Origin of the sequence: Flavobacterium johnsoniae UW101, assembly GCF_000016645.1 — a bacterium.
Taxonomy (GTDB): Bacteria; Bacteroidota; Bacteroidia; order Flavobacteriales; family Flavobacteriaceae; genus Flavobacterium; species Flavobacterium johnsoniae.
Genome location: NC_009441.1, coordinates 4,792,838 through 4,813,424, shown reverse-complemented (window position 1 = coordinate 4,813,424; position 20,587 = coordinate 4,792,838). Strand labels below are relative to the sequence as shown.

The following is a 20,587-nucleotide window of genomic DNA, read 5'->3' as shown; positions in this document are numbered from 1 at the left end:
TTTTATTTATGTATTTAACTACGTAGTTTTGTGAAGTAAATTTTTTAAATATTATGAAACCTATAATTAAACCTGTCGATAACCAGTATTCAAATGCAATTGTTGATCTTGTATTAACTATTCAGCAAAAAGAATTTAATGTACCTATTACTATTGAAGACCAGCCGGATTTGTTTAACATTCCTAACTTTTATTATGCAGACGGAGGCGGATTTTGGGGAGCTTTTATTGATGACCAATTAGTGGGAACTATTGCACTGGTAAAATTTGCAGACAATGCGGCAGCAATTAGAAAAATGTTTGTAAAAAAAGAATTTCGAGGAAAAGAATATGCAATTGCTCAAAAATTATTAGAGACTTTAATTGCTTACAGCAAAGAAAACGGAATTGATGATTTATATTTGGGAACCATTACCATACTCGAAGCAGCATTGCGTTTTTATGAAAAGAATAATTTTGTGCGAATCCAGAAAGAAAAACTTCCGGAAGGATTTCCTTTAATGGCGCCAGACAATGTTTTCTGCCATTTAAATTTAAAAAAATAAAGATGAATATAATAGACGAATCAGGAATATTAGCCATCTCGACACGATTGCAACGATTAAGCGAACAATTGAGAAAAGACGGTGCTTTGTTTTATAAATCATACGGAATTGATTTTGAGCCTAAATGGTTTCCGGTTATTTATACTTTATATCATAAAGAAACTTTGAGTGTTGTTGAAATTGCTAACGAAATTGGCTATACACATCCATCGACCATAAGTCTGCTCAAAGAACTCGAAAAACAAAAACTGATTCGTTCTAAAAAAGATAAAATTGACGAACGCAAAAGACTCATTCAGCTTACAGCAAAAGGACAAGAACTAATCGAACAAATGAAACCCGTTTGGGATGTTATGAAACAAGCCTTAAGTGATATAGCCGATAATCAAAACAATCTGCTTCAGGCAATTAATGAAGCCGAAAATAAAATTGTACACCAAAGTTTTTTACAGCGTGCTTTGCAGTTGAAAAGCGAAGGGGAGAAGTAATATTTAAAATGTAAAAATATTACTACTTTTTAATTGCTGTTTTACTTAAGCTTTAGTAATATTGCAGCAAAAAAATTGATCAATATTGATATTTATTATACTGCATTTTCAATAGAAAATTCAATCATCCAATATTTTTTTGAAACAAGAGGTAAAAGAAAAATTCTCAAAGCTGTGCAGTATTCAAAAATGAAAACCAAAAACAATGAAACGTTTTACAATTTAGGTTTTGGAGATTACAATTTAGAAAATAAAAGTATTTCTGATAAAGAGAATAGTAATAATGGAGATGTAAGAATAGTATTTAATACGGTATTAAGTACAATACCAAAATTTTTTCAAGATAATCCAGATTTTCCCATCTATTTTCAAGGAAGCGATAGCAAAGCTTCATTTGAAAAAGAGTGTAGAAATACATGTTCTAAAAATTGTAATCAAATCTGTAAGAATAAAAATAGACGTATTAGAATTTATACTTATTTTTTAGACAAGAACTTCAAACACTTTTTAAAAGATTATGTGTTTTATGGATTTGATGATGAATTGAAAATATTTGTTGAGTATGTGCCTAAAAATAACTACACTGCAATACTAATTTATAAGAAAAAATAGATAATTTTGTATGAAGCAAGATTGATTATCATGAAAAAAGAAGCGAAAAAAATAAATGTGATTCCTATATCTAAAGAATCAAAAAATAGGCTTATTCAAATTTTGGATCAAGTGAAAGGAAAAGATTTATTTCCTGAGAAAACGGCACTTGCACAGAAGACTTTGGAAAATGTTAAATTACCAATTTAATTTTAATTTAAAAAAAATATAAAAGCGATCTCAAAAGGATCGCTTTTTTGTTGAAATTTGAATATTATAAAAAACACCACAACCATTGAAAAAAATACCAATATATAATCAAAGTCCGGATGCTGTAGGCGGTATTTTTATCGCCTATCATTCTCCCGATGATCTGGCTGATTTTGAAACCAGATTAGAGGCGCATCGTGATGATTTCTTTATATTTTTTGTACTTACAAACGGTCATGCCGTGCTTAAATGTGATATGATCGATATAGAAATAAATGCTGGCAATATATTGATGATTAAACCGCTTCAAATTCATCACGGGCAGGATGGAACACCAGATGCGGCAGGATATTATATTGGCGTTGCACCTTTTCTTATTCCCAATAATTGTCTGGAAGTTTTTCAAAGTCTGACAGTTTCAGAACAGCTCAATGTAATTGATCCGGTAAAACAAGAAGAACTGTTAAATATCATTCAACTGCTGCACCGCTCTTTTACAAGCAGTAATTCAAATAAAACACAAATTATTAACGGACTTTTTAATGCCCTGATTTATCATTTTGCCAATTTATATGCAGAATCAAAAAGCCCTGTAAAAGAATTTAAAAACCAGTCGGCTGTTATTTATGCTAATTTTAAAAAGCTAATTACAGATCGTACTTTTCTCGAAAGTCCGTCTTATTTTGCAAAGAAATTAAATATTACTACCTCACATTTAAATGATTGTGTCAATGCTTCTTCTGGTAAATCTGTTACCTATTGGCTTCAAAATGCGATGATTATCGAAGCACAAAGATTATTGTATTATGCAGAAAGTGAAGTAAAAGAAATTGCTTTTGCACTCGGTTTTCAGGATCATACCTATTTTTCGCGTTTATTCAAAAAAATTACAAAAGAAACCCCGCTTGCTTTTCGTAAAAAATTCCGCGAATAGTCCAATCATTGCCTTTTATTATTCAATGTCTTTTCAGGCTTTTATCTTCAATTTTGAATTGAATTTTAAAACCTGAAAATTATGAGTTCAATGCCTAAAATTATTGGTGATTTTATAGAAATGACTTTTACGAACAAAATCTGTAAAGTAAATGTTACGACAATAGAAACACCAAGTCCAAATATCAAAATAATCAATTTTAAAGGAAATTTTCCGCATATTAAATTTAAACTCGGACAAGCAGTTGTTATACGAATTGACGACACCAATTACCGAAATTATACTCCCAGTAAATGGGACAGTGAAAACGGAACATTTGAAATCATTTTTCATATTCACCATAACGGACCAGGAAGTGCCTTTATCAATAATCTAAAGCCCAGCGACCAGATTACCGTTGGGATGCCAAGAGGATTTAAGATTTTTAATAATGAAGCCCAATACCATTTCTTTTTTGGAGATGAAACCTGTATCAGCGTTTTTAAGAGTATGAAAGACGAAATTAACCGAACCGAAAATAACTATTTAGGGATTCTGGAATTAGACGAAGTTTCAGCAGATATTCCTAAAAAGCTTGGGCTTATTGTAGATATTGTTCCAAAATCAGTCAATAAAGCAGAATGGGCAATAAAATCACTTCATAATCTGGATACCGAAATCTGGGAATTATGGAAAAAAGGCTGTTTCTATTTAATGGGAAATGCAAAATCAATTCAGGCCTTTCGAAAAGCACTGCGGGAAAAAGGTGTTTCAAATAAAAATATTCACACCCAGCCCTATTGGGCAGAAGGCAAAGTCGGACTTTGATTTATAAAAAATAAAAGCGATCTATTAGGATCGCTTTTTTGTTGAAGTTATTTGATTTGATAATGATAATTTAGGAATGATAAACCCAACATGCTCCAAAAACTACTCCATTTGAATTTACTCCATTCCCAAACTTCATTTCATATATGTACGATAAAAGCTATAACACAGATTTGAGAATAATGTTAAAGTTTTACAAATATTTACATTCGAACCAACTTTGTCAAATTTTTTGAACTTTGGCAAAGTTTATTCTCCAATAAAAAAGTAAAAAATCTTAGTACCTTAGCATCTCAGCATCTTAGAAACTTAGAAACAATGACCATTCAACAGTTAAAATATATTGTAGCTTTAGATGAAGAGCGCCATTTTGCAAGAGCAGCCGAAGTCTGTATGGTTACACAGCCAGGATTAACAATTCAGTTAAAAAATCTTGAAGAAGAAATAGGAATCAAGATTTTCGACCGAAACAAAGTGCCTTTAACGCCTACAATTCTTGGTACAGAAATTATCAATAAAGCACGAAAAATTCTTCGTGAAGCTGATGAAATCAGGGATTTTGTGGTCAACGAAAAAAATCTTCTCGAAGGAGAATTAAAACTGGGTATTATTTCGACTTTATCTCCGTACCTGATTCCGTTGTTTATTAAAGCAATGAAAGAAGCTGCGCCAAAAGTACATTTCATCATTAAGGAAGGATATACGGGACATTTAATGAGAGATTTAGAAATAGGTGCGATTGATGCAGCTATTATGGCGACACCAACAGGAAATCCCAATTTGATCGAACATGTTATTTTTAAAGAGCCTTTTGTAGCTTATTTGAATGAATCGCACCCAATGGCAAAAGAAGATTTTTATGAACTTCAGCCGGGAGACAAAACCGAACTGCTGCTGCTGCATCATGAATATTGTTACAATGCACAGCTTCTGGATATCTGCGGATTAAAATCATCAGATAAAATTAAAGAACAATTTACGTATGATATCAATTCAATAGAAACCCTAAAAAATCTCGTTCGCGCGCATTTAGGATTTGCAATTATACCGCAGCTTTCTATTTTAAACGAAGCAAAATCGGAGCTTTTTAAACCTTTTAAAGAACCTATTCCGGTAAGAGAAATAAGTTTAGTAGTTTCAGATTCTTTTTCGAAGAAACTCTTACTCGAAAAAATGAACGAAGCCATCTGGAACTGTCTTCCTGAATCACTCAAAAAAGATTTTGCCTACAGGAAAATCCGCTGGAACGATTCGCCGTATTTTGTAAAAGCGATTAGTAAAGTTTCTTAAATATCTATTACAATTATCAAGTTTTTTAAACACATAGGAACATAGCTTTTCTTTGTATGTAAAGGCGTTTCACTTGTTTTAGCACACATAGCTATGTGCATTTATACAAGTGAAACGCCTTTTTAAGTGTAAAAAGCTATGTTTTTATGTTTTTAAACATTCAGCTCAAAGTAATTACTGTTTTTTAGATGCAGTAATAATCACATCAGCAACTTTTGCCGGCTGAGAAATAAAAACCACGTGGCTTCCTTTTATTTCAGTGATTTTGGTATTAGAACGTTTGTACATTGCAAACTGAATACTCGGAACAATACTTTTATCTTCAGTAGCTACGATTCCGTAAGAAGGTTTAGTTCTCCATGCTGCTTTAGTAATTGGTGTTCCAAAACCGTTTGCATGAAAAGCACCCTGCGAAGCAAACATAAAATCAGCATCTTCTTTGCTTAAATCACCTGCAAAACCAGCGTGAAATTTAGCTTTGTCATAATAAGCAATTCCTTTATCATCTGGAGGCAGTACACCATTTTCAGGAGCTGGAGGCGCTGTTTGTAACCATTGAATTGAGTTTTCGCCATTATCAGGCTGTAAAGCCGCTACATAAACTAAAGCCGCCACTTTTGGGTGATTTCCTGCTTCAGTAATTACAGTACCGCCCCATGAATGACCAACTAAAATTGTTGGTCCGTCTTGTTTGTCAAGAGCTAAATTTGTTGCTTTAACATCATCTTCTAAAGAACTTAACGGATTTTGAACGATCGTTACATTATATCCTTTTTTAGTTAAAATCTGGTACAAACCTTTCCATCCTGAACCGTCTGCGAAAGCACCGTGTACCAATACTACGTTTTTAATTTGTGGAGCAGTCTGCGCGTTTACATTTGCTGTTGTAAATACCAGACTAAAAATTATTGCTGCGAATGCTAAATAGCTTTTAATTGTTTTCATTTTTAAAATTTTAGATTGTTGATTTTAGATTTTAGATTGTTGTGTTGTTTTATTTGAAATTAGTTCAACGTTACCGCCAAAGTAATTTCAGTGTTCAATAATTTCGAAATTGGACAAATTTCTTTTGCTTTTTGAGCTGTTTTTTGAAAATCTTCTTCAGAGATTCCGGGAACTTTTCCAGTTAATTCTAGTTGAATTAAAGTAATGGTTCCATCTTCAAAAGTTACTTTAGCCGTTGTGTCTAAATCTTCTGGTACAAATCCGGCTTCAGATAATAAAAAGCTTAACTGCATTGTAAAACATCCAGAATGTGCCGCTGCGATTAATTCTTCAGGGTTTGTTCCAACACCTTGTTCGAAACGGGTTTTAAAAGATAATTGTGCATTATCTAAAGTTGTGCTTTGAGTACTAATGGTTCCTTTTCCTTCCATTCCAGTACCTTTCCAGTTTGCGTTTGCTCTTCTTGTAAATTTCATGATTTCTATTTTTTAAAGTTATTTTTTAAGATGATCAAATCATTTCTTTGATTTTGATGAGACAAAGGTATAATGAAGGTTGTTATTAATCAAATTAATAATTTTTATTGTTTATAAAAATAAATTATAATGTTAGGTTTTAAAGGGCATAACAAAATTTTTACTGATAAAATTTTTGTTATGGTAAATTGTAAATATTTAAGAAAGAAGGATCATTTATATAATATTTGGTTTCAAGTTAGAATTTGAAACCAACTAAACGATTGATTTTTAGTTTTATATCTTCTGTAAATTTAATTTTATTCAAAACAATTTTAAAGGAATACCCCTGAGAATAAATTTTTAATGAATAATCTAACTTTTAAATTTATGAAAAAAGCTTTTCTAATACTTGTAGTTTGTTTAAGTTCAGTTTTGTTCTCCTGCAAAAAAGATAAAACTACAGATCAGCCCAATACAGACAATGTAAAGTCAGATACCGCTGATACTACATTAATTGCAGATAACGGCTGGCCTCGTGAAGCCGAAAATAACGGTACAAAACTCGTTTATTATCAGCCTCAGGTCGATGACTGGAAAGATTATAAAGAAATTACAGCCCGTGTTGCCTTTTCTTTAACCCCAAAAGACGGCAAACAGGTTTTGGGCGTAGCTTCTTTACAAGCCGAAACATTGGTAGATAAAGATAACCGAAGTGCTTTTATTAAAAACCTTCAGGTAACCGATGTCCGATTTCCCGCTCTGGACAAAAAGAAAGTTCCCGAAATGGAAAAACTCTTTAAAGAAACACTGCCCGTAAGCGGTGATCCTATTTCGGTAGATCGTATTCTGGCAGATTTAAGCGCAACCAAAAGTCCGGCGAAAGGAATTACAGCTAAAAATGATCCTCCGGCAATTTTTTACAGCACAAATCCGGCAGTTTTGTTGATCGTGCAGGGTGAACCCGTTTTAGTGCCTGTAGAAAAAACAGATATACAATATGTAGTAAATACAAACTGGGATTTATTTTTTGATAAAACAGCAAAAGAATATTCTCTGCTGGCTGAAAATGTCTGGCTGACTTCAAAAAAATTAGATGGTAAATGGGTTAAAACCGCCAAACTGCCTGCCGGTCTCATTAATCTGCCAGCCGGACAAAATTTTGATGATGTAAAAAAAATGATTCCGCCACCTTCAACCGGAACAGCACCAGAAGTTTTCTACAGCAATAAACCTGCTGAATTAATTGCCGTAAACGGAAATCCAAAATTCATTAAAATCGATGGAACCAAATTGATGTACATAGACAATACCGAAAATGATGTTTTTGCTGACGAAGCCAATGGACAGTATTATGTATTATTATCCGGAAGATGGTTTAGTTCTAAAGAATTAACAGGACCGTGGAAATATGCCGGAAACAGCCTTCCTGCTGATTTTGCCAAAATTCCTAAAAATTCACCGCGTGCTAATGTATTGTCGTCTGTTCCCGGAACACAGGAAGCCAAAGATGCCGTAATGCTATCGCAGGTTCCTACAACGGCCATTTTAAAAAAATCTGATGCCGAAGCCAAAGTAAAAGTAAACTACGACGGAGCGCCTCAGTTTAAACCTATTGAAGGTACAAAAATGCAGTATGCAAGCAACACCCAGGAAAAAATTATAAAAGTAGGCGATTTGTATTATTTATGTTTTCAGGCCGTTTGGTTTATGTCGACAAGTCCTAACGGACCTTGGAAAACCTGTGATTCTGTTCCGAAAGAAATTTATACCATTCCGCCGAGTTCACCTGTGTATAATGTGACATACGTTACACAAACGACAACCGATACTACTGTAGAAAGCAGTACAACAGCCGGTTATTTTGGGGCTTTTATTATTGGTGCAACGGTAGGCGCAATATTAACGTATGGTACAGGATGGTATTATCCGCCTTATGTGTATTATGGCGGAATGTATCCTATTTATCGTCCGTGGCCGTATGCCTATGGAGGAGGAGCAGTTTACAATCCGTGGACGGGTGGTTATGCTGTCGGAAGACGTGTGTACGGACCTTATGGTGCGGCTGGAACTTCGGCCTGGTACAATCCCGCAACAGGAAGATACGGACGCTCTGCAAGTGTTCAGGGATGGTATGGCGGTAGAACTGCTGCAAGTACCTACAATCCGTGGACGGGAAATTATGTCAGAACCAATCAGGGACATAATGCGTATGCACAATGGGGACATTCTGCTGCCACAAATGGCAATCAATGGGCGCAGACAGGACATATTACAACCAGACGCGGTACTGCAATTGGCTATGAAACTTCTGGCGGAAATAAAGGCGTAATTACACATCGTAGAGGCGGAGGAACCACAATTCATACCAACAATAATGTATATGCTGGTCATGACGGACATGTCTATAAAAGAGATGCTAACGGAAACTGGAGCCATTATAACAATGGAAACGGCGGCTGGACTCAAGCAGGAACTTTAGGTTCATCCAAAAAATCAGGTGAAGACATTCAGCGTAATAAACCGAATCAGGGATTGGGTGCAAATGAAGCAGGAGAGAGGATTCAGCGTGATAACTTGCCGAAACCGGAACAAAACCTAGGCGGTGAAACCCGATTAGGAGACAGAACCCAGCGCGATAATTTCCCTAAAGCAGATCAAACTCTCGGACAACCAAATAAGCCTCTTGGCGAAGCCGGACGTCCAGACATTACAAAAGATCTCGACCGCTCAGCTTTTTCAAGAGACCGTGGAGAGTCGCAAACCCGAAATTTCCAAAACTTCCAGCATCAAGGTGGTTTTGGCGGCGGAGGCTTTAGAGGTGGCGGCGGTTTTAGAGGCAGAAGATAGATAAAAGCAAAAGGTTAAATGAACAAGTTGTGAGATGTAAATGCTTTAACCGCAAAGCACGCAAAGTTTTTTACTCATAAGGCTTTGTAAAAGCGCAAAGATTGCAAAGCTATATGCTGAAAAACTTTGCGAACTTTTGCGTTCCCGATAGCTATCGGGATAGCGAACTTTGCGGTTAAACTATTCGCATTTCAACTTGAAACAAAACAATTTGGATTTTAAATATTGAAATTTAAATCTTTAGATTTTTCCTATATTTAACATTCAAAAAATCAGACAAATGAACTATAACAAACTTTTACTTTGTCTTTTATTTACAATGCAGACAGCATTAGGACAAACCAACCCCGACATTAGTTTAAAACAATTAAGCAAACAGCATCAGTATGCTAAAATGGATAGTTTGAACAATAAGGAAAAAGGCAAAGATTATTATTTCTATAAAGGACTATATGCCAATGTCTGCAATAAACCCAAATTGTCAAACCAGTATTTGGACAGTTTGAAAAACAACGAACTTACCAATAGTTACGAATTTGCGAAGCTGAAAAATGATAACTATATCAAACTCTTTAATTACAATTTAGCTTATACGGCTTCTAAAGTTTTGACGCTTAAATTTCAAAAACAGTATACCGAAGACGAACTTCAGGACGAATTAAACACACAGCGAATCTGGCAGACTTTACGCAATACACGCTCACAGACAATTGATAAATTTTCTACAATTTCAGTTGCTGCGGTAAAAGACAAAGCAGGTTTAATTACAACCGAAGTTAAAGCAAACGATACACTTTGCAGTTTTGTTTTTGATACCGGAGCAGGAATCAGCTGTATTACCGAAAGTGTGGCGAAGAAAATGGGAGTTAAAATTCTGCCGGATAATAATATTTCGGTGGCGAGTTTTACGGGACAAAAAAATAAAGTTCGTATAGGCGTAGCACCCGAAATTAATTTAGGTGAATTGAAAATTCATAATGCCGTGTTTTTAGTATATCCTGATAAGGCATTTACGTTTGCAGACGGCGCTTATGTCATTAACGGAATTATTGGTTTTCCTATAGTAAAAGAGTTAGGAACGATTACGATTGAAAAAGATAAACTTACCTTTTCTAAAGAATTAGAGACCAATACAACCGAAAAAAACTTATTTGTAGACGAACTCAGAGCGATTGTAATGCTTACGTATAAAGGCAAAACCCTGCCGTTTAATTTTGACAGCGGAGCAAAAGAAAGTCTTTTCAACAAAGCGTTTTACGAAACCTTCAAAACTGATCTTGACCGCATGGGTGCTTTAGAAACCTCTAAATCCTCCAGCGCTGGCGCAGAAGTGGTTTCTACAGAAGTTTTGGTTTTAAAAGACCAGCAACTCTATCTTGGAAAAAAACTAATTCAACTCCCAAAAATGGAAATCGACCAAAAGAACTATGGCGTTTATGGAGAAGTTAATTTTGGAAATATTGGGCAGGATGTATTGGGACAATTTGAAAAGGTTGTGATTAGTTTTGATGGTAATTATTTGAGGTTGGAGGATTAGGTTCTTTTGAATTTTTCTTTTGAATTTTTCTTTTGATGGTCTTATTTGGACTTTTAGGAAAATCACAGATTTTTTTCAGCCTAAAAAAAGTTTTGATATTTTTTAACTTCCATTGGTAATTTTGATTCCAATATTTTTTGGTTTACAGTTTTTCCTTTTGAATCTATTTTAAAGCAAAAATTGATATATCCATTTCCAATAGTTGAATATGAAAAGTTGTATGCTTCAAAAATCAAAACTTTAAAATTGCCTTTTTCAATAAGACTTATTTTGTTTGGGATTAAATTGCTAAAATTTGAATTTCTAAAATCTTTAATAATTTGATTATTTATCTTAAATACTGTATTCTGATTAGTGTTTATCGCATTTTTAATTTCATTTCCTATTTTTTGATCTACGCATTTTTGGGTAACTACATTTTCAGTCTTAATAAGAACATCGAAATCAACATTTTTTAGCTTTTCATGTACCTTAAAAATACTTACCGAATCATTGATCGAAATTCTGCAAGGCTCAATCTTCTTTTGAGTTAAAGTATAATTTTCAGCTTTATTTTGGGAATGTATTAAGTTCACAAAAAAGCTGAATAATAATATTAATGTTTTTTTCATAAATAACTTTAAATCTATTTTTAGGATAATATACTTAGAGATAAAAACTTTAATAATTTTTCCCAAAAAGACAGCCTTTCATTGTTAGGATTAATAATAATTTTTCCACATACAAAACATTCTACTTTTAATTTATTGTAATCTTTACCTGTAGCTCTTTGATACAGACTAGCAAATTCATTTTCAGCATTAAAATGTGTAATGGGAATATGCCATTTGACATCATAAGCAAACATTTTGTCTGAACCGCATCTCTTACATATTAAGAACTCTTTATTGGAAGTAATTTCATCTTTATCTATTAAGGAAAAAAGTTGAGACTTTGTTATTTTTCTCTTATACTCAATATATTTTAATATATCTGTTTGTGTCGTTTTGACATAAGTTGGAACCTTAAATTTTAAAAAATATGCAAGTTCTTTATCAGTTAATTGATTTAAAATATATTCTATTTTTTCATTCATAAGTTACCAATTGATTTTTTTGTTGAGTGATAAGAACTCTCCTTAAATCAAGGAGGCTTTAAAGAGTCATTAACGTAGTTTAATTTTCAAGTTTTTTTATTTTTCCTTTATTAATTGATTAAAGGGATCAACTTAATTGTATCTCCAAATTTTAAATTAAAAGTTTTTAAAATCCCCTTTTCCTAATCTATTTACCAGGAAATCCTATTCCAGCTTTATTCCATATTTCTTCATCTAACAAAACACCATTTTTATCATATTTTCTAATCTCAGTTTTAGCAGGAGTTTCAATTGTTATTTTTTTTTCACCATTTGCTGTAATCAATACTACTTCAATAGTGTTTCCACAATAATAAACATCACTATCGGTAATTAGATTACAGTTGAATCGTACATAGTAGCTTTATATATAAATCCATCTCTAACGAGGTATTTAGTTGTAAATATTTCACCACGCTTTATAAACTTTTCATCAAGTTTTCCGTCAATTTTGCCAGCCTTATTTACTGAAAATTTTGTAAAAAAATCATCGTATTTAATTATATAATTCCCTTCTTTTAATATTGTGTCTCGGGCAAGATCATAGCGGTTTTTATATTTAGTGGCTACAACAGAAAATTTAAAAGTTACTGAATTAGGTTTAACCTGAAAATTCTCTTTATTTAAAGGTAAATATTCAATATTTTTTTCTTGAGAGAAAACGAACTGTTGTGTTAAAAGCACAAAGGCAACTATAAATTTCATATTTTTTAGTCTAATTTATTTTGCTTAATTGTTGTTGTTAATTCTGTTTAGTAGGGCGGTAAATTTTACATAGCTTTTTACCAATTGATTTTAATTTTTGTTGGTTTATAAATTTCCTCGCCCTTTTTTCTCGTTGTAATAATTACAGTATCCCCCACTTTTCTCAAGTCGTTTAAAATGAAAGAGTTTTCTTTTCGAAATTGATTGTAAGAAACTAATTTTATTGTGTCACCTAATTTAAAATCTTCTAATGATTTATTTATATTATACCGTTTTAATAATTCTCGAGCATAATTCTTTGATATTAAATGATTCTTTTCTCTAAGAATAATTCTAAGTGGTTTTTCTACTGATAAATAAAACTTTAAATTATTTATTGGCTTATTATTACTAATAAACATTTCAAATTCTGAAATTTGCATTAAATTCTTTTGATTAATTACGTAATATAAATTAATGGATTCTAAAGAAGAGTCATATGTTTCAATTTCAAACTCTGCTGGAATATTAATTGAGACACTATCTTTTGCATCTATTTTTTTTAGATTTGGAGTAATAGTAACTATTTGATCTGAAACAATTTGTTTAATGGTAATGTATTCTTTTTTTTTGCAGGAATTTATAGTGCAAATTGTAAAGGCTAACAAAATTATTTTTTTCATTTTATTATTTATAAGTTAATAAATATGCATTCAATTATTGTTGCTTCTTCATCTCAATCTTTTTGTTTTTGTTTGTAATAAAAAATTATGTAAGAGGGAGAAGATGAAAAATTATTGTTTTCTCTTTGTAAGTTTTGTAGATCATCTATTTTTTTTATTTCTCCTTTAAGTAATTTATCAAGTATAATTTGATTTATTTCTAAAAAATTATATCCATATCTACTGTCTTTTCCAGCATTAGTTAATATAAAATCATTTCCATTCTTTTAAATAAATCCCTTGTAATGAATAATCGATATCAATGTATTCATTACAACTTATTAGTAATTGAAAAATTAATATTAAACTAAAATACCTCAATGTAATCATAATGTTTTGTATAAATAATTGATTAAAATAGTTCATTTTATTTTTCTTCCTAACGATGAAGGAATTTCCAAACTTCTAGAATCATTATTCACTTTATGGCCATTTACCATGATTGATTTTATTGTGTTAGAAATAAAATATTTACGAGCTAATGTAAAAGTTTTAACAATCGTATCTTTAATATTTTCAATGTTTGTTATCTTGTATTCAAGACTATCATCAATAATGAGTTTTACATCATAATTAATTTTATCATTATTCTTAAAATTGGGAATAAATTCTCTGAGTTTAGTAGAATTAGGAGTTGTGATTTTGTTATTAAATTTATCATATTGAGTATAACATTGAATTTCAAAATCTGTATTCGTTTCGATCAAAGTTTTAAAATTGGAATTTTTATTATATTTTTTAAAAATTATTTTTTTTGGACATATTGAAGAGTTCCATTCCAGAAGATAAATAGAATGAAAAGCATTATTATCATCGTAATATTCATTATTATTACATCTAATAAATAAAAAACTTATAAATAGAATACTAATAAACTTCAATGTATCCATAATAATTAGATTTAAATGATTCGACATCAATACTGTAAGGAGAGTATAGAAAATTATATTTTGAAGGAACTTCTTTTTTGTCCCTTGACTGTGGGAGATAATCATTTTTAAAATCCAATCCCCAAGTATAAATATTAAAATGTACAAATTTATTGTCGCCTACTTCTAGAAAGTTTAATCCTCCTTCATAAACAACCCAATGCGAATTTGTAGTTAGATTTTTAGGATTGTAACTTGAAACATCTTCAATCATATCAGAATCTATCATCATTAAAATAGTATGTCCTGCATTGTATTTTTTATTAATTGTTTGAAGTTCTAATAAATCAGAATTAGAAACATAATCATGAGCTTTTGCTCCAATTCCTTTTTTATCCTTAATAGATAATAAATTTAACCCAAATGATTCTGCATTTGCATAGCCTGCTACTTCTTTGCACATTCTAGTAAGCATATCAGGCCAGTTAACAGCTTTTATCATATCCATATCACTATTTTCAAAACCGTTATAAACAAACTGATCATTTAAGCTTTCTCCGCTTCGGGTGGTTGCCAATACTATCCAGTCAATTTCCTGCATTCCCATAGATTTGTAATTAGCATCTGTAGTTTTGGTTTCATACATGCTTAAAGCTTTTTCATGAGGCTTTATAATATAAGTATCTATTTTGTATTGTCCTGTTCTAAACAATTGCTTTGCCAACTTTTCATAAGCTTTTGGATCACGTTTTATCATGATATAGAACAAAGCTGCCATTCCACAAAGTGAACTATATTCTTGGCTTATTTTCCAAGGATCTTTAACGCGATCTTTTATTTGCTGATGTATTTTTAATCTATTAAACCATCTAAAGCGATTATGCATCCATTCTTTATATTCAGCTTCAGTTTCTGGATTACTTACATAGGCACGAACATAAATATAGCGTCCACACATATCTTCGTCATTCAGTGTGATTTTTACAGAATCTCCTTTTGCAGAAAGAGGTATTTCGAGCCACTTGTTTTGAGAAAGGCTGTGATATTTTAGCATCCATTTAATCTCTGACAGATTTACGGGAGGATTTTTTATATAACTTTTCACTTTGAAATGATAGGTATTGCCAAAAATCATTCCGGGCTGAGATTTATCTGATTTAGCATTATCAGATCCCTGATCTAAAGCTGTTAAAAGCTCAATTTCTTTAACAGCTCCTTCTATTATTTTTATTGGCGGATCTTCTGGTTCGCCATAACTGTATTCTGGAGCATAATAATTAATGCTTCCTTTTGAATTTATTTCAACTCCTTCTTTGGCATACATTCTTGTCGTACCGCCTACTTTGGTTGTAATATTTCCTTTTACTCTTAAATTAAATGACATAGTATTTATTTTTCTTCGGTTATGATAAAAGTTAAAAAGTCGATAACATGAAACTGATCATCTGCATAAAAAGTTTTATTGGCGATTTCCTGAATATCTTTTTTAGGCATCATTAACATTCTTGTTCCGTCTGATCTTCTTATTTCGTCTCCATAGTTTTTTAATACAAAATGTTCAAAATTAATTCTAATCTGCTGAGGTGAACTTGTCATGTAATTACCAAAAGGATCGTCATAACTAACTTCTCCATTATCGTTTACCATAAAAGACGCTTTATTTTTTGTATTACGATAAATCCAAACACTTCCGTCAGGTTTAAGTGTTAAGTCTACTCCGCCAACTGTTTTTATCATAACAAATTAATTTTGGGTAGTATTTTCACTGCTGTTATTTTTAATATTCTTTTTTGAATGTATTTCGTAAGATTCTTCACTACTGGAAGTTATTGTTCCATTACTGGCAGTATTATAATCTTTTTTAATATCAGAGTTATGATCTCCTTCAACATTAGCATTGTAATCTCCTATAACATTTAAGATTTTATTACCTCCAACACTCGTATCTAAAATCCCTCCAACCTGTAAAGTTTTGTTTATGCCCGCAGTTTCGAGAATATTAGTTCCCGCTTTTACCGTAATACTTTCCGTTGCCTCAAAAACAATATTTTTAGCTCTAATGGTAAAAGTTTCCGGCGTTGTGGCATTTATGTTTTTGTTCTCTTCGTCTAGATGAATTTCATTTCCGCTAGGGTCAGAAAGCCAGATTCCTGCTTTTTCGACGAATTTGAGCATTTGCCCAAATCTCATTTTTAAACCTTTAATTAAATTTTTGGGATCAAAAAAATCTGGTTTTTCCATTCCGTTATAGAAACAGGCAGATACGTACGGACAGTCGGTATTACTGCCTTCAAAACTTACCTGAACTTCTTCGCCAATTTCGGGTTTGAAATAATTTCCTTTTCCTGAACCTCCGTACGATTGTGCAACACGCATCCATTCGCTTTTAGAAGCATAAGTATACCAATTGTACTGTACTTTTACACGTCCGAGTTTTTCGGGGTCATTGTTATCAATTACTTTAGCCGACTGACTTTCGGCAGCAGCAAATGCATTTACATTAGTATAATGCGGCGCGGCAACATCGGCAGGAATGGCTTTGAATTCGCAGGTGTAATTTCCGTTTACTTCAGAGCGGTGTACAATTTCAATTGCCAGTAAATGATGTTCTACGGTTTTGTTTTCTATGGTAAAAGTCTGGCCTAAACCTATAGGCAGGTAGGAGGTACCGCTGTAAAATATGCTGTTGGCATCGTGCCCGGCTGTCTGCATTTTTACCATTTCTTCAATATCTTGTTTGTTTTGGGCATTGTTGGTATAAGCACCGTTTTCTAATCCCGGACGAACAATATAAGGTTGTTTAAAATTGGCAATAGAAGCAAACCTGTCCCTGCTTCCTTGTGAAGTTTTTTCGGCACCGTTTTTTAAATTAGACGCAGTAGTATAATCGTAACCGCTGAATGAAGTTTTTTGCGAAACCAAATTGGCTTCGATACTAAAGTTATGAAGCGAGGATTCGTTTATAAGCCTGATGTTGGTATTTTTAATTTTTCCGAACTGCATGCGCATTCCGTCAAAATAAAACCATTGCGCATAACGTTGAGAAAGACGCTTAAGGAAATCAAAATTGGTTTCGTTATACTGGGTTTTAAATTTAAATTCTTTTGTATAAGTAGGAACAATAGATTCGCGCTGATAGAATTCTCCAGAACTTTCTTCGGCAAAAATTTCGAGTCCAATTTGCTGTAGATTTTTTTCAAGGAATATTCGGGATTTTGGCATGTCGTCAAGCGTAATGGTATGACTGATTCCCGAAACCTGAAGTCCGGCCGGGCTTCCGTCTTCGTCTAGAGAACCTAATTTTGTAATTCTTCCTTTAGACATGAGCCTGATGCCATTTACTTTGAAGGTAAAAATTACTTCACTGCCTATATAATTACTAAATGCTTTTTCTTGATCCTGAGGTTCTATAATAGGTTTTCCGGTATACTGCCAAAAGAAAGAAAAATGGTGATGATCGGCCATTTTTTGAGACAGTTGAAGATTGTAATAAATAACATTTTGAGAAAAACCTTCTATCGTAATTTGTACTTGTTCTGAAAAATGTGACATGGTTTGGTGTATAAAAATAAGTTTGATTTAGTTAAGTGAAATCCATTTTTTAGAAAAGTCGGCATCTCCAAAAACCAGTTGCTTAGCCGTTAATTCCATTGAAATAAGCATTGGGGTTTGGGTTGTACTTTTAAATTCTTCGTTATAAGAAATGCAGTAGGCTTTATCAAAAGTTAATTCCCTCATTTTGCTCATGGCATCTCTTCTAAAAAAAATAATTTTGCCGTTTTTGGTTAAATCACCGCTTAACATCCAGGATAAAAAACTGGTGCTTTGGCTGGCCTCGATACTTATTTTTATTGTGCCTCCTTTGGCGTTTCCAACGGGTTTATTTAATCCGTCAATTTTCTGCCAGAATTTTATATTAAAATCAAGCACATTAAATTCTTCTCCGTCAATTTGTAGTTTTGCTAAAAAGCTCATTATTTATTTTTTGATTTGATACAATAGATTGTTATTCCAGATTCTTTTGAAGAAAAGAATTAGAATATTTCGTAATATTTGTAGTTGGATTTTCTACGAAATAGGTATTCGAAGAATTTGTTATGCAGTATTGGCTATAAAATTATAGGGAAGTGAATTACAAAATATACCCCTAAACGGCATAAAAGTATCAGAATAAGCTTTTTTTTAGTTTTCAGCTTTGGGAAGATTTAATCAAAAAGACGGTTTTTGACAAAAAAACAAAACCCTCAATCTTTTTAAGATCAAGGGTTTTAATTTGAAATGCAGTATAATTTTATTCTACATCCAGATAAGGATTTAAAATTTCGGCTAGTTCATTGAGCCAGTAAAAGCTGTTTTCGAGTTTGGGTATTTCTTGATGCAGGGTTTCGTTTTCTCTTATTAAACTTAACGAAAGAACAAAATTTACCTGCCTTAAAGCTTTTGCCATTTGTTCTGGCGTTACGGTTTGATTAAAGAAATTGGTAAGCCTGATTTCGGTTTCTTTAGAAAGGGTTTTGGTACTCATAATCTTAACTTTATGGAAATGAAACCCGCGTGACTTAGGTGTCCTACGCTGTTAAGAGAGCGTTGCAGTTGTTTCCAATACCGCCACCATACCACACGGGCAAACTTTTTTTCTGATATCATATCTTAACTATTAGGACTGTAAAGATATCAAAAATGTTTTTAATTGTAAGAAAAATATTTCTTTTAAGTTTTTGTCTTTAAATCAAATTTCCAGAAAATTCTCTTATGAAAATGAGTGCTAGCCCTGATTGTAACGACATCCTTTTGTGGTGGGGTTCACCACAAAAGATATAGTGAAAAGCAGGAATCAGCTCCTTAAAAATCAAATACGAAGATATGAAATGGAAATGAAAACCTAGGCTTGTATAATACTCAAAATGGTTTTTGGAATTTCGGCAAAAGCCTCAAAAGAATAAGGTTTTATAAGATAGGCTTTTACGCCCAGATCGTCGCATTTTTCTTTGTATGAGGGATTTATACTTGTAGAATATACAAAACAGGGAATGTTTTTTAAGTCTGAGTTGTTTAAAATTTGTTGTAAGGCTTCTATGCCATCGACAATAGGCATGTTAATGTCGGTCAGGATTACGTCTGGGCTTTCGTTTGATGCGTTTTTTAGGTAATTGAGCAGTTCTTCACCATTGGCTACAAGGCTTACTTTGCCAAAATTGGGGTTTTGGTTGAAGGTTTCGCAGATAACGTCAGCGTCATCAAAGTCATCTTCTGCGATTATGATATGCAGGTTGTTTTTTTGTGGCATTTTATACAATTGGAAAGTAAAGATTAAATGTTGTGCCTTCGTTGAGCGTGCTTTCGACGGTTATGTTTCCGGAGTGGTTTTCCATAATTTTTTTACAAATTGCAAGGCCAATTCCGTTTCCTGAATATTCGTTTCGGGCGTGAAGGCGCTGAAAAATGGTAAAGATTTTAAGAAGATGGCTCGACTCCATGCCAATTCCGTTGTCTTTTATTTGAATCTTTACAAATTTAGCATTTTGATTTGGCATTTCAACATTTAAATTTTCGGCCTGGTAAATTTCTATAAACGGCGCAACGGCTTCTTTGCTGTATTTTATGGCGTTGGTAATGAGGTTGCCAAAAAGCTGGCGGATTTGAACTTTAGAGGCTTTTATGGCGGGAAGTTTTCCTATTTGAATTTCGGCTTTTTTATCGGTAATTATAATTTCGAGATCTTCGATGACTTCGGCAATTATCGAAGCGAGATTAATTTCGGTTCGTTCTTCCTGCGCGGTGTGCGACGAATACTGCACCAAATCATCAACCAGTGAATTCAATCGCAAGGCCGATGATTTTAGAACGTTCATTGATTTGGCATCGGTTTCAGAAAGATAACTTCCGTCGATTCTGTCATTGTGCATTACAATTTTTCGGAGCGGTTCTTTTAAATCGTGCGAGATTACGTGAATAAACTCTTCGAGATTGGTGTTGATTCGGTTTAACTCTTTGATTTTTTCTTCTAATTCTTCTTGATGACGAATTAAAGCTTCTTCGTGTTTTTTCTTTTCGGTTAAATCTGTAATTACGATTCCAATGGCTTCTACGGAGGGTTCGAGATCGGTTAAGGCGATATAAGCCGGAAAAGTTTTTTTTTCGTTATTGGATTTAAAAAAGATTTCGTGTGTGGCGATTCCGTATCGAAGCGCCTGAATAATCTGTACAAACTGCGTGGGATTATCAAAATATTCGTTTAAATACGTCCCTATAATCTGCTCTGAAGGAATGCCGACCAGTTCTGAAAAATAGTCGTTGCAATACAATATGAGTCCGTTGCGCGAAATACTAAGCGCACCCTGCCGGAACTTTTCTATAAGAAGACGGTACGTATAATCTGCCGTTTCCAGAGAATAAAGTTCAGGAACTCCATTGTTATTCACTACCAAAGCATCTACATCTCCTTGTTTTATGGCATTGACGATGCTGTTAGATTCATAAAGTTCTTCCTTTAATGATTCTATTTCTGCGAGTAATGATTCTATATTTATTTCTTTGCTCTTCAAA

At 32.9% G+C, this 20,587-nt stretch carries 24 protein-coding genes; 9 read left to right on the top strand and 15 right to left on the bottom strand.

Going from position 1 to position 20,587, the window contains the following annotated elements:
* Positions 1 to 53: 53 nt before the first annotated feature.
* From FJOH_RS20855 to FJOH_RS20830, 7 genes are all read left to right on the top strand, one after another.
* A complete protein-coding gene (locus tag FJOH_RS20855) occupies positions 54 to 545 on the top strand; it encodes a GNAT family N-acetyltransferase (RefSeq protein ID WP_012026009.1) in 492 nt (163 codons plus the stop codon).
* A gap of 2 nt (positions 546 to 547) precedes the next feature.
* Positions 548 to 1,033: a MarR family winged helix-turn-helix transcriptional regulator gene (locus FJOH_RS20850; protein WP_012026008.1), complete on the top strand. Its 486-nt coding sequence runs from the start codon at positions 548 to 550 to the stop codon at positions 1,031 to 1,033.
* Between the two features lie 75 nt (positions 1,034 to 1,108).
* Complete coding sequence (locus tag FJOH_RS20845; RefSeq protein ID WP_044048470.1) at positions 1,109 to 1,645, top strand: DUF6934 family protein; 537 nt, start codon at positions 1,109 to 1,111, stop codon at positions 1,643 to 1,645.
* 30 nt (positions 1,646 to 1,675) lie between these two features.
* Entirely contained in the window at positions 1,676 to 1,834 is a 159-nt protein-coding gene (locus FJOH_RS27070; RefSeq protein ID WP_159436645.1) for a hypothetical protein, read from the top strand.
* An 85-nt stretch (positions 1,835 to 1,919) separates the two neighbouring features.
* The gene (locus FJOH_RS20840; RefSeq protein ID WP_012026006.1) at positions 1,920 to 2,768 is read left to right on the top strand and encodes an AraC family transcriptional regulator; all 849 of its coding nucleotides are present in this window, start codon (positions 1,920 to 1,922) and stop codon (positions 2,766 to 2,768) included.
* A gap of 81 nt (positions 2,769 to 2,849) precedes the next feature.
* A complete protein-coding gene (locus FJOH_RS20835) occupies positions 2,850 to 3,575 on the top strand; it encodes a siderophore-interacting protein (RefSeq protein WP_012026005.1) in 726 nt (241 codons plus the stop codon).
* A gap of 318 nt (positions 3,576 to 3,893) precedes the next feature.
* Positions 3,894 to 4,865, top strand: a complete 972-nt coding sequence (locus FJOH_RS20830; protein WP_012026004.1) for a hydrogen peroxide-inducible genes activator — start codon at positions 3,894 to 3,896, stop codon at positions 4,863 to 4,865.
* A gap of 174 nt (positions 4,866 to 5,039) precedes the next feature.
* Here FJOH_RS20830 and FJOH_RS20825 read toward each other — a convergent pair whose 3' ends face one another.
* Both FJOH_RS20825 and FJOH_RS20820 read right to left on the bottom strand, forming a co-directional pair.
* A complete protein-coding gene (locus tag FJOH_RS20825; RefSeq protein WP_012026003.1) occupies positions 5,040 to 5,810 on the bottom strand; it encodes an alpha/beta hydrolase in 771 nt (256 codons plus the stop codon).
* Between the two features lie 59 nt (positions 5,811 to 5,869).
* Positions 5,870 to 6,286 (bottom strand): OsmC family protein, encoded by a 417-nt coding sequence (locus FJOH_RS20820; RefSeq protein ID WP_012026002.1) that lies wholly within the window; start codon positions 6,284 to 6,286, stop codon positions 5,870 to 5,872.
* 369 nt (positions 6,287 to 6,655) lie between these two features.
* Here FJOH_RS20820 and FJOH_RS20815 point away from each other — a divergent pair, with 369 nt between their 5' ends.
* Both FJOH_RS20815 and FJOH_RS20810 read left to right on the top strand, forming a co-directional pair.
* Positions 6,656 to 9,115: an LGFP repeat-containing protein gene (locus tag FJOH_RS20815; protein WP_235023064.1), complete on the top strand. Its 2,460-nt coding sequence runs from the start codon at positions 6,656 to 6,658 to the stop codon at positions 9,113 to 9,115.
* Positions 9,116 to 9,395: 280 nt separating this feature from the next.
* Positions 9,396 to 10,652: a retropepsin-like aspartic protease family protein gene (locus tag FJOH_RS20810; RefSeq protein ID WP_012026000.1), complete on the top strand. Its 1,257-nt coding sequence runs from the start codon at positions 9,396 to 9,398 to the stop codon at positions 10,650 to 10,652.
* An 80-nt stretch (positions 10,653 to 10,732) separates the two neighbouring features.
* On the opposite strand, the gene FJOH_RS20805 is transcribed toward FJOH_RS20810, so the two are convergent.
* From FJOH_RS20805 to FJOH_RS20750, 13 genes are all read right to left on the bottom strand, one after another.
* On the bottom strand, positions 10,733 to 11,263 hold the full coding sequence (locus tag FJOH_RS20805) for a hypothetical protein (RefSeq protein WP_012025999.1): 531 nt from the start codon (positions 11,261 to 11,263) through the stop codon (positions 10,733 to 10,735).
* A gap of 20 nt (positions 11,264 to 11,283) precedes the next feature.
* On the bottom strand, positions 11,284 to 11,727 hold the full coding sequence (locus FJOH_RS20800) for a hypothetical protein (protein WP_012025998.1): 444 nt from the start codon (positions 11,725 to 11,727) through the stop codon (positions 11,284 to 11,286).
* 187 nt (positions 11,728 to 11,914) lie between these two features.
* Entirely contained in the window at positions 11,915 to 12,052 is a 138-nt protein-coding gene (locus FJOH_RS27065; protein ID WP_012025997.1) for a hypothetical protein, read from the bottom strand.
* Positions 12,053 to 12,099: 47 nt separating this feature from the next.
* On the bottom strand, positions 12,100 to 12,471 hold the full coding sequence (locus FJOH_RS20795) for a hypothetical protein (protein WP_012025996.1): 372 nt from the start codon (positions 12,469 to 12,471) through the stop codon (positions 12,100 to 12,102).
* 77 nt (positions 12,472 to 12,548) lie between these two features.
* The gene (locus FJOH_RS20790; protein ID WP_012025995.1) at positions 12,549 to 13,133 is read right to left on the bottom strand and encodes a hypothetical protein; all 585 of its coding nucleotides are present in this window, start codon (positions 13,131 to 13,133) and stop codon (positions 12,549 to 12,551) included.
* Between the two features lie 401 nt (positions 13,134 to 13,534).
* Positions 13,535 to 14,062: a hypothetical protein gene (locus FJOH_RS20785; RefSeq protein WP_012025994.1), complete on the bottom strand. Its 528-nt coding sequence runs from the start codon at positions 14,060 to 14,062 to the stop codon at positions 13,535 to 13,537.
* A complete protein-coding gene (locus FJOH_RS20780) occupies positions 14,040 to 15,425 on the bottom strand; it encodes a hypothetical protein (protein ID WP_012025993.1) in 1,386 nt (461 codons plus the stop codon). Before FJOH_RS20780 ends, FJOH_RS20785 begins: the two co-directional genes overlap by 23 nt.
* A 5-nt stretch (positions 15,426 to 15,430) precedes the next feature.
* A complete protein-coding gene (locus FJOH_RS20775) occupies positions 15,431 to 15,778 on the bottom strand; it encodes a hypothetical protein (RefSeq protein ID WP_012025992.1) in 348 nt (115 codons plus the stop codon).
* A 6-nt stretch (positions 15,779 to 15,784) separates the two neighbouring features.
* Positions 15,785 to 17,593, bottom strand: coding sequence for a type VI secretion system Vgr family protein (locus FJOH_RS20770; RefSeq protein ID WP_012025991.1), 1,809 nt, complete (start codon positions 17,591 to 17,593; stop codon positions 15,785 to 15,787).
* 27 nt (positions 17,594 to 17,620) lie between these two features.
* Complete coding sequence (tssD, locus tag FJOH_RS20765; protein ID WP_012025990.1) at positions 17,621 to 18,016, bottom strand: type VI secretion system tube protein TssD; 396 nt, start codon at positions 18,014 to 18,016, stop codon at positions 17,621 to 17,623.
* Between the two features lie 316 nt (positions 18,017 to 18,332).
* Positions 18,333 to 18,566 carry a hypothetical protein gene (locus FJOH_RS20760; protein WP_012025989.1) on the bottom strand — a complete coding sequence of 78 codons (234 nt, stop codon included), beginning with the start codon at positions 18,564 to 18,566 and terminating at the stop codon, positions 18,333 to 18,335.
* Positions 18,567 to 18,923: 357 nt separating this feature from the next.
* Complete coding sequence (locus tag FJOH_RS20755; RefSeq protein WP_012025988.1) at positions 18,924 to 19,328, bottom strand: response regulator; 405 nt, start codon at positions 19,326 to 19,328, stop codon at positions 18,924 to 18,926.
* A 1-nt stretch (position 19,329) separates the two neighbouring features.
* Positions 19,330 to 20,586: a sensor histidine kinase gene (locus FJOH_RS20750; RefSeq protein WP_012025987.1), complete on the bottom strand. Its 1,257-nt coding sequence runs from the start codon at positions 20,584 to 20,586 to the stop codon at positions 19,330 to 19,332.
* Between the last annotated feature and the right edge of the window lies 1 nt (position 20,587).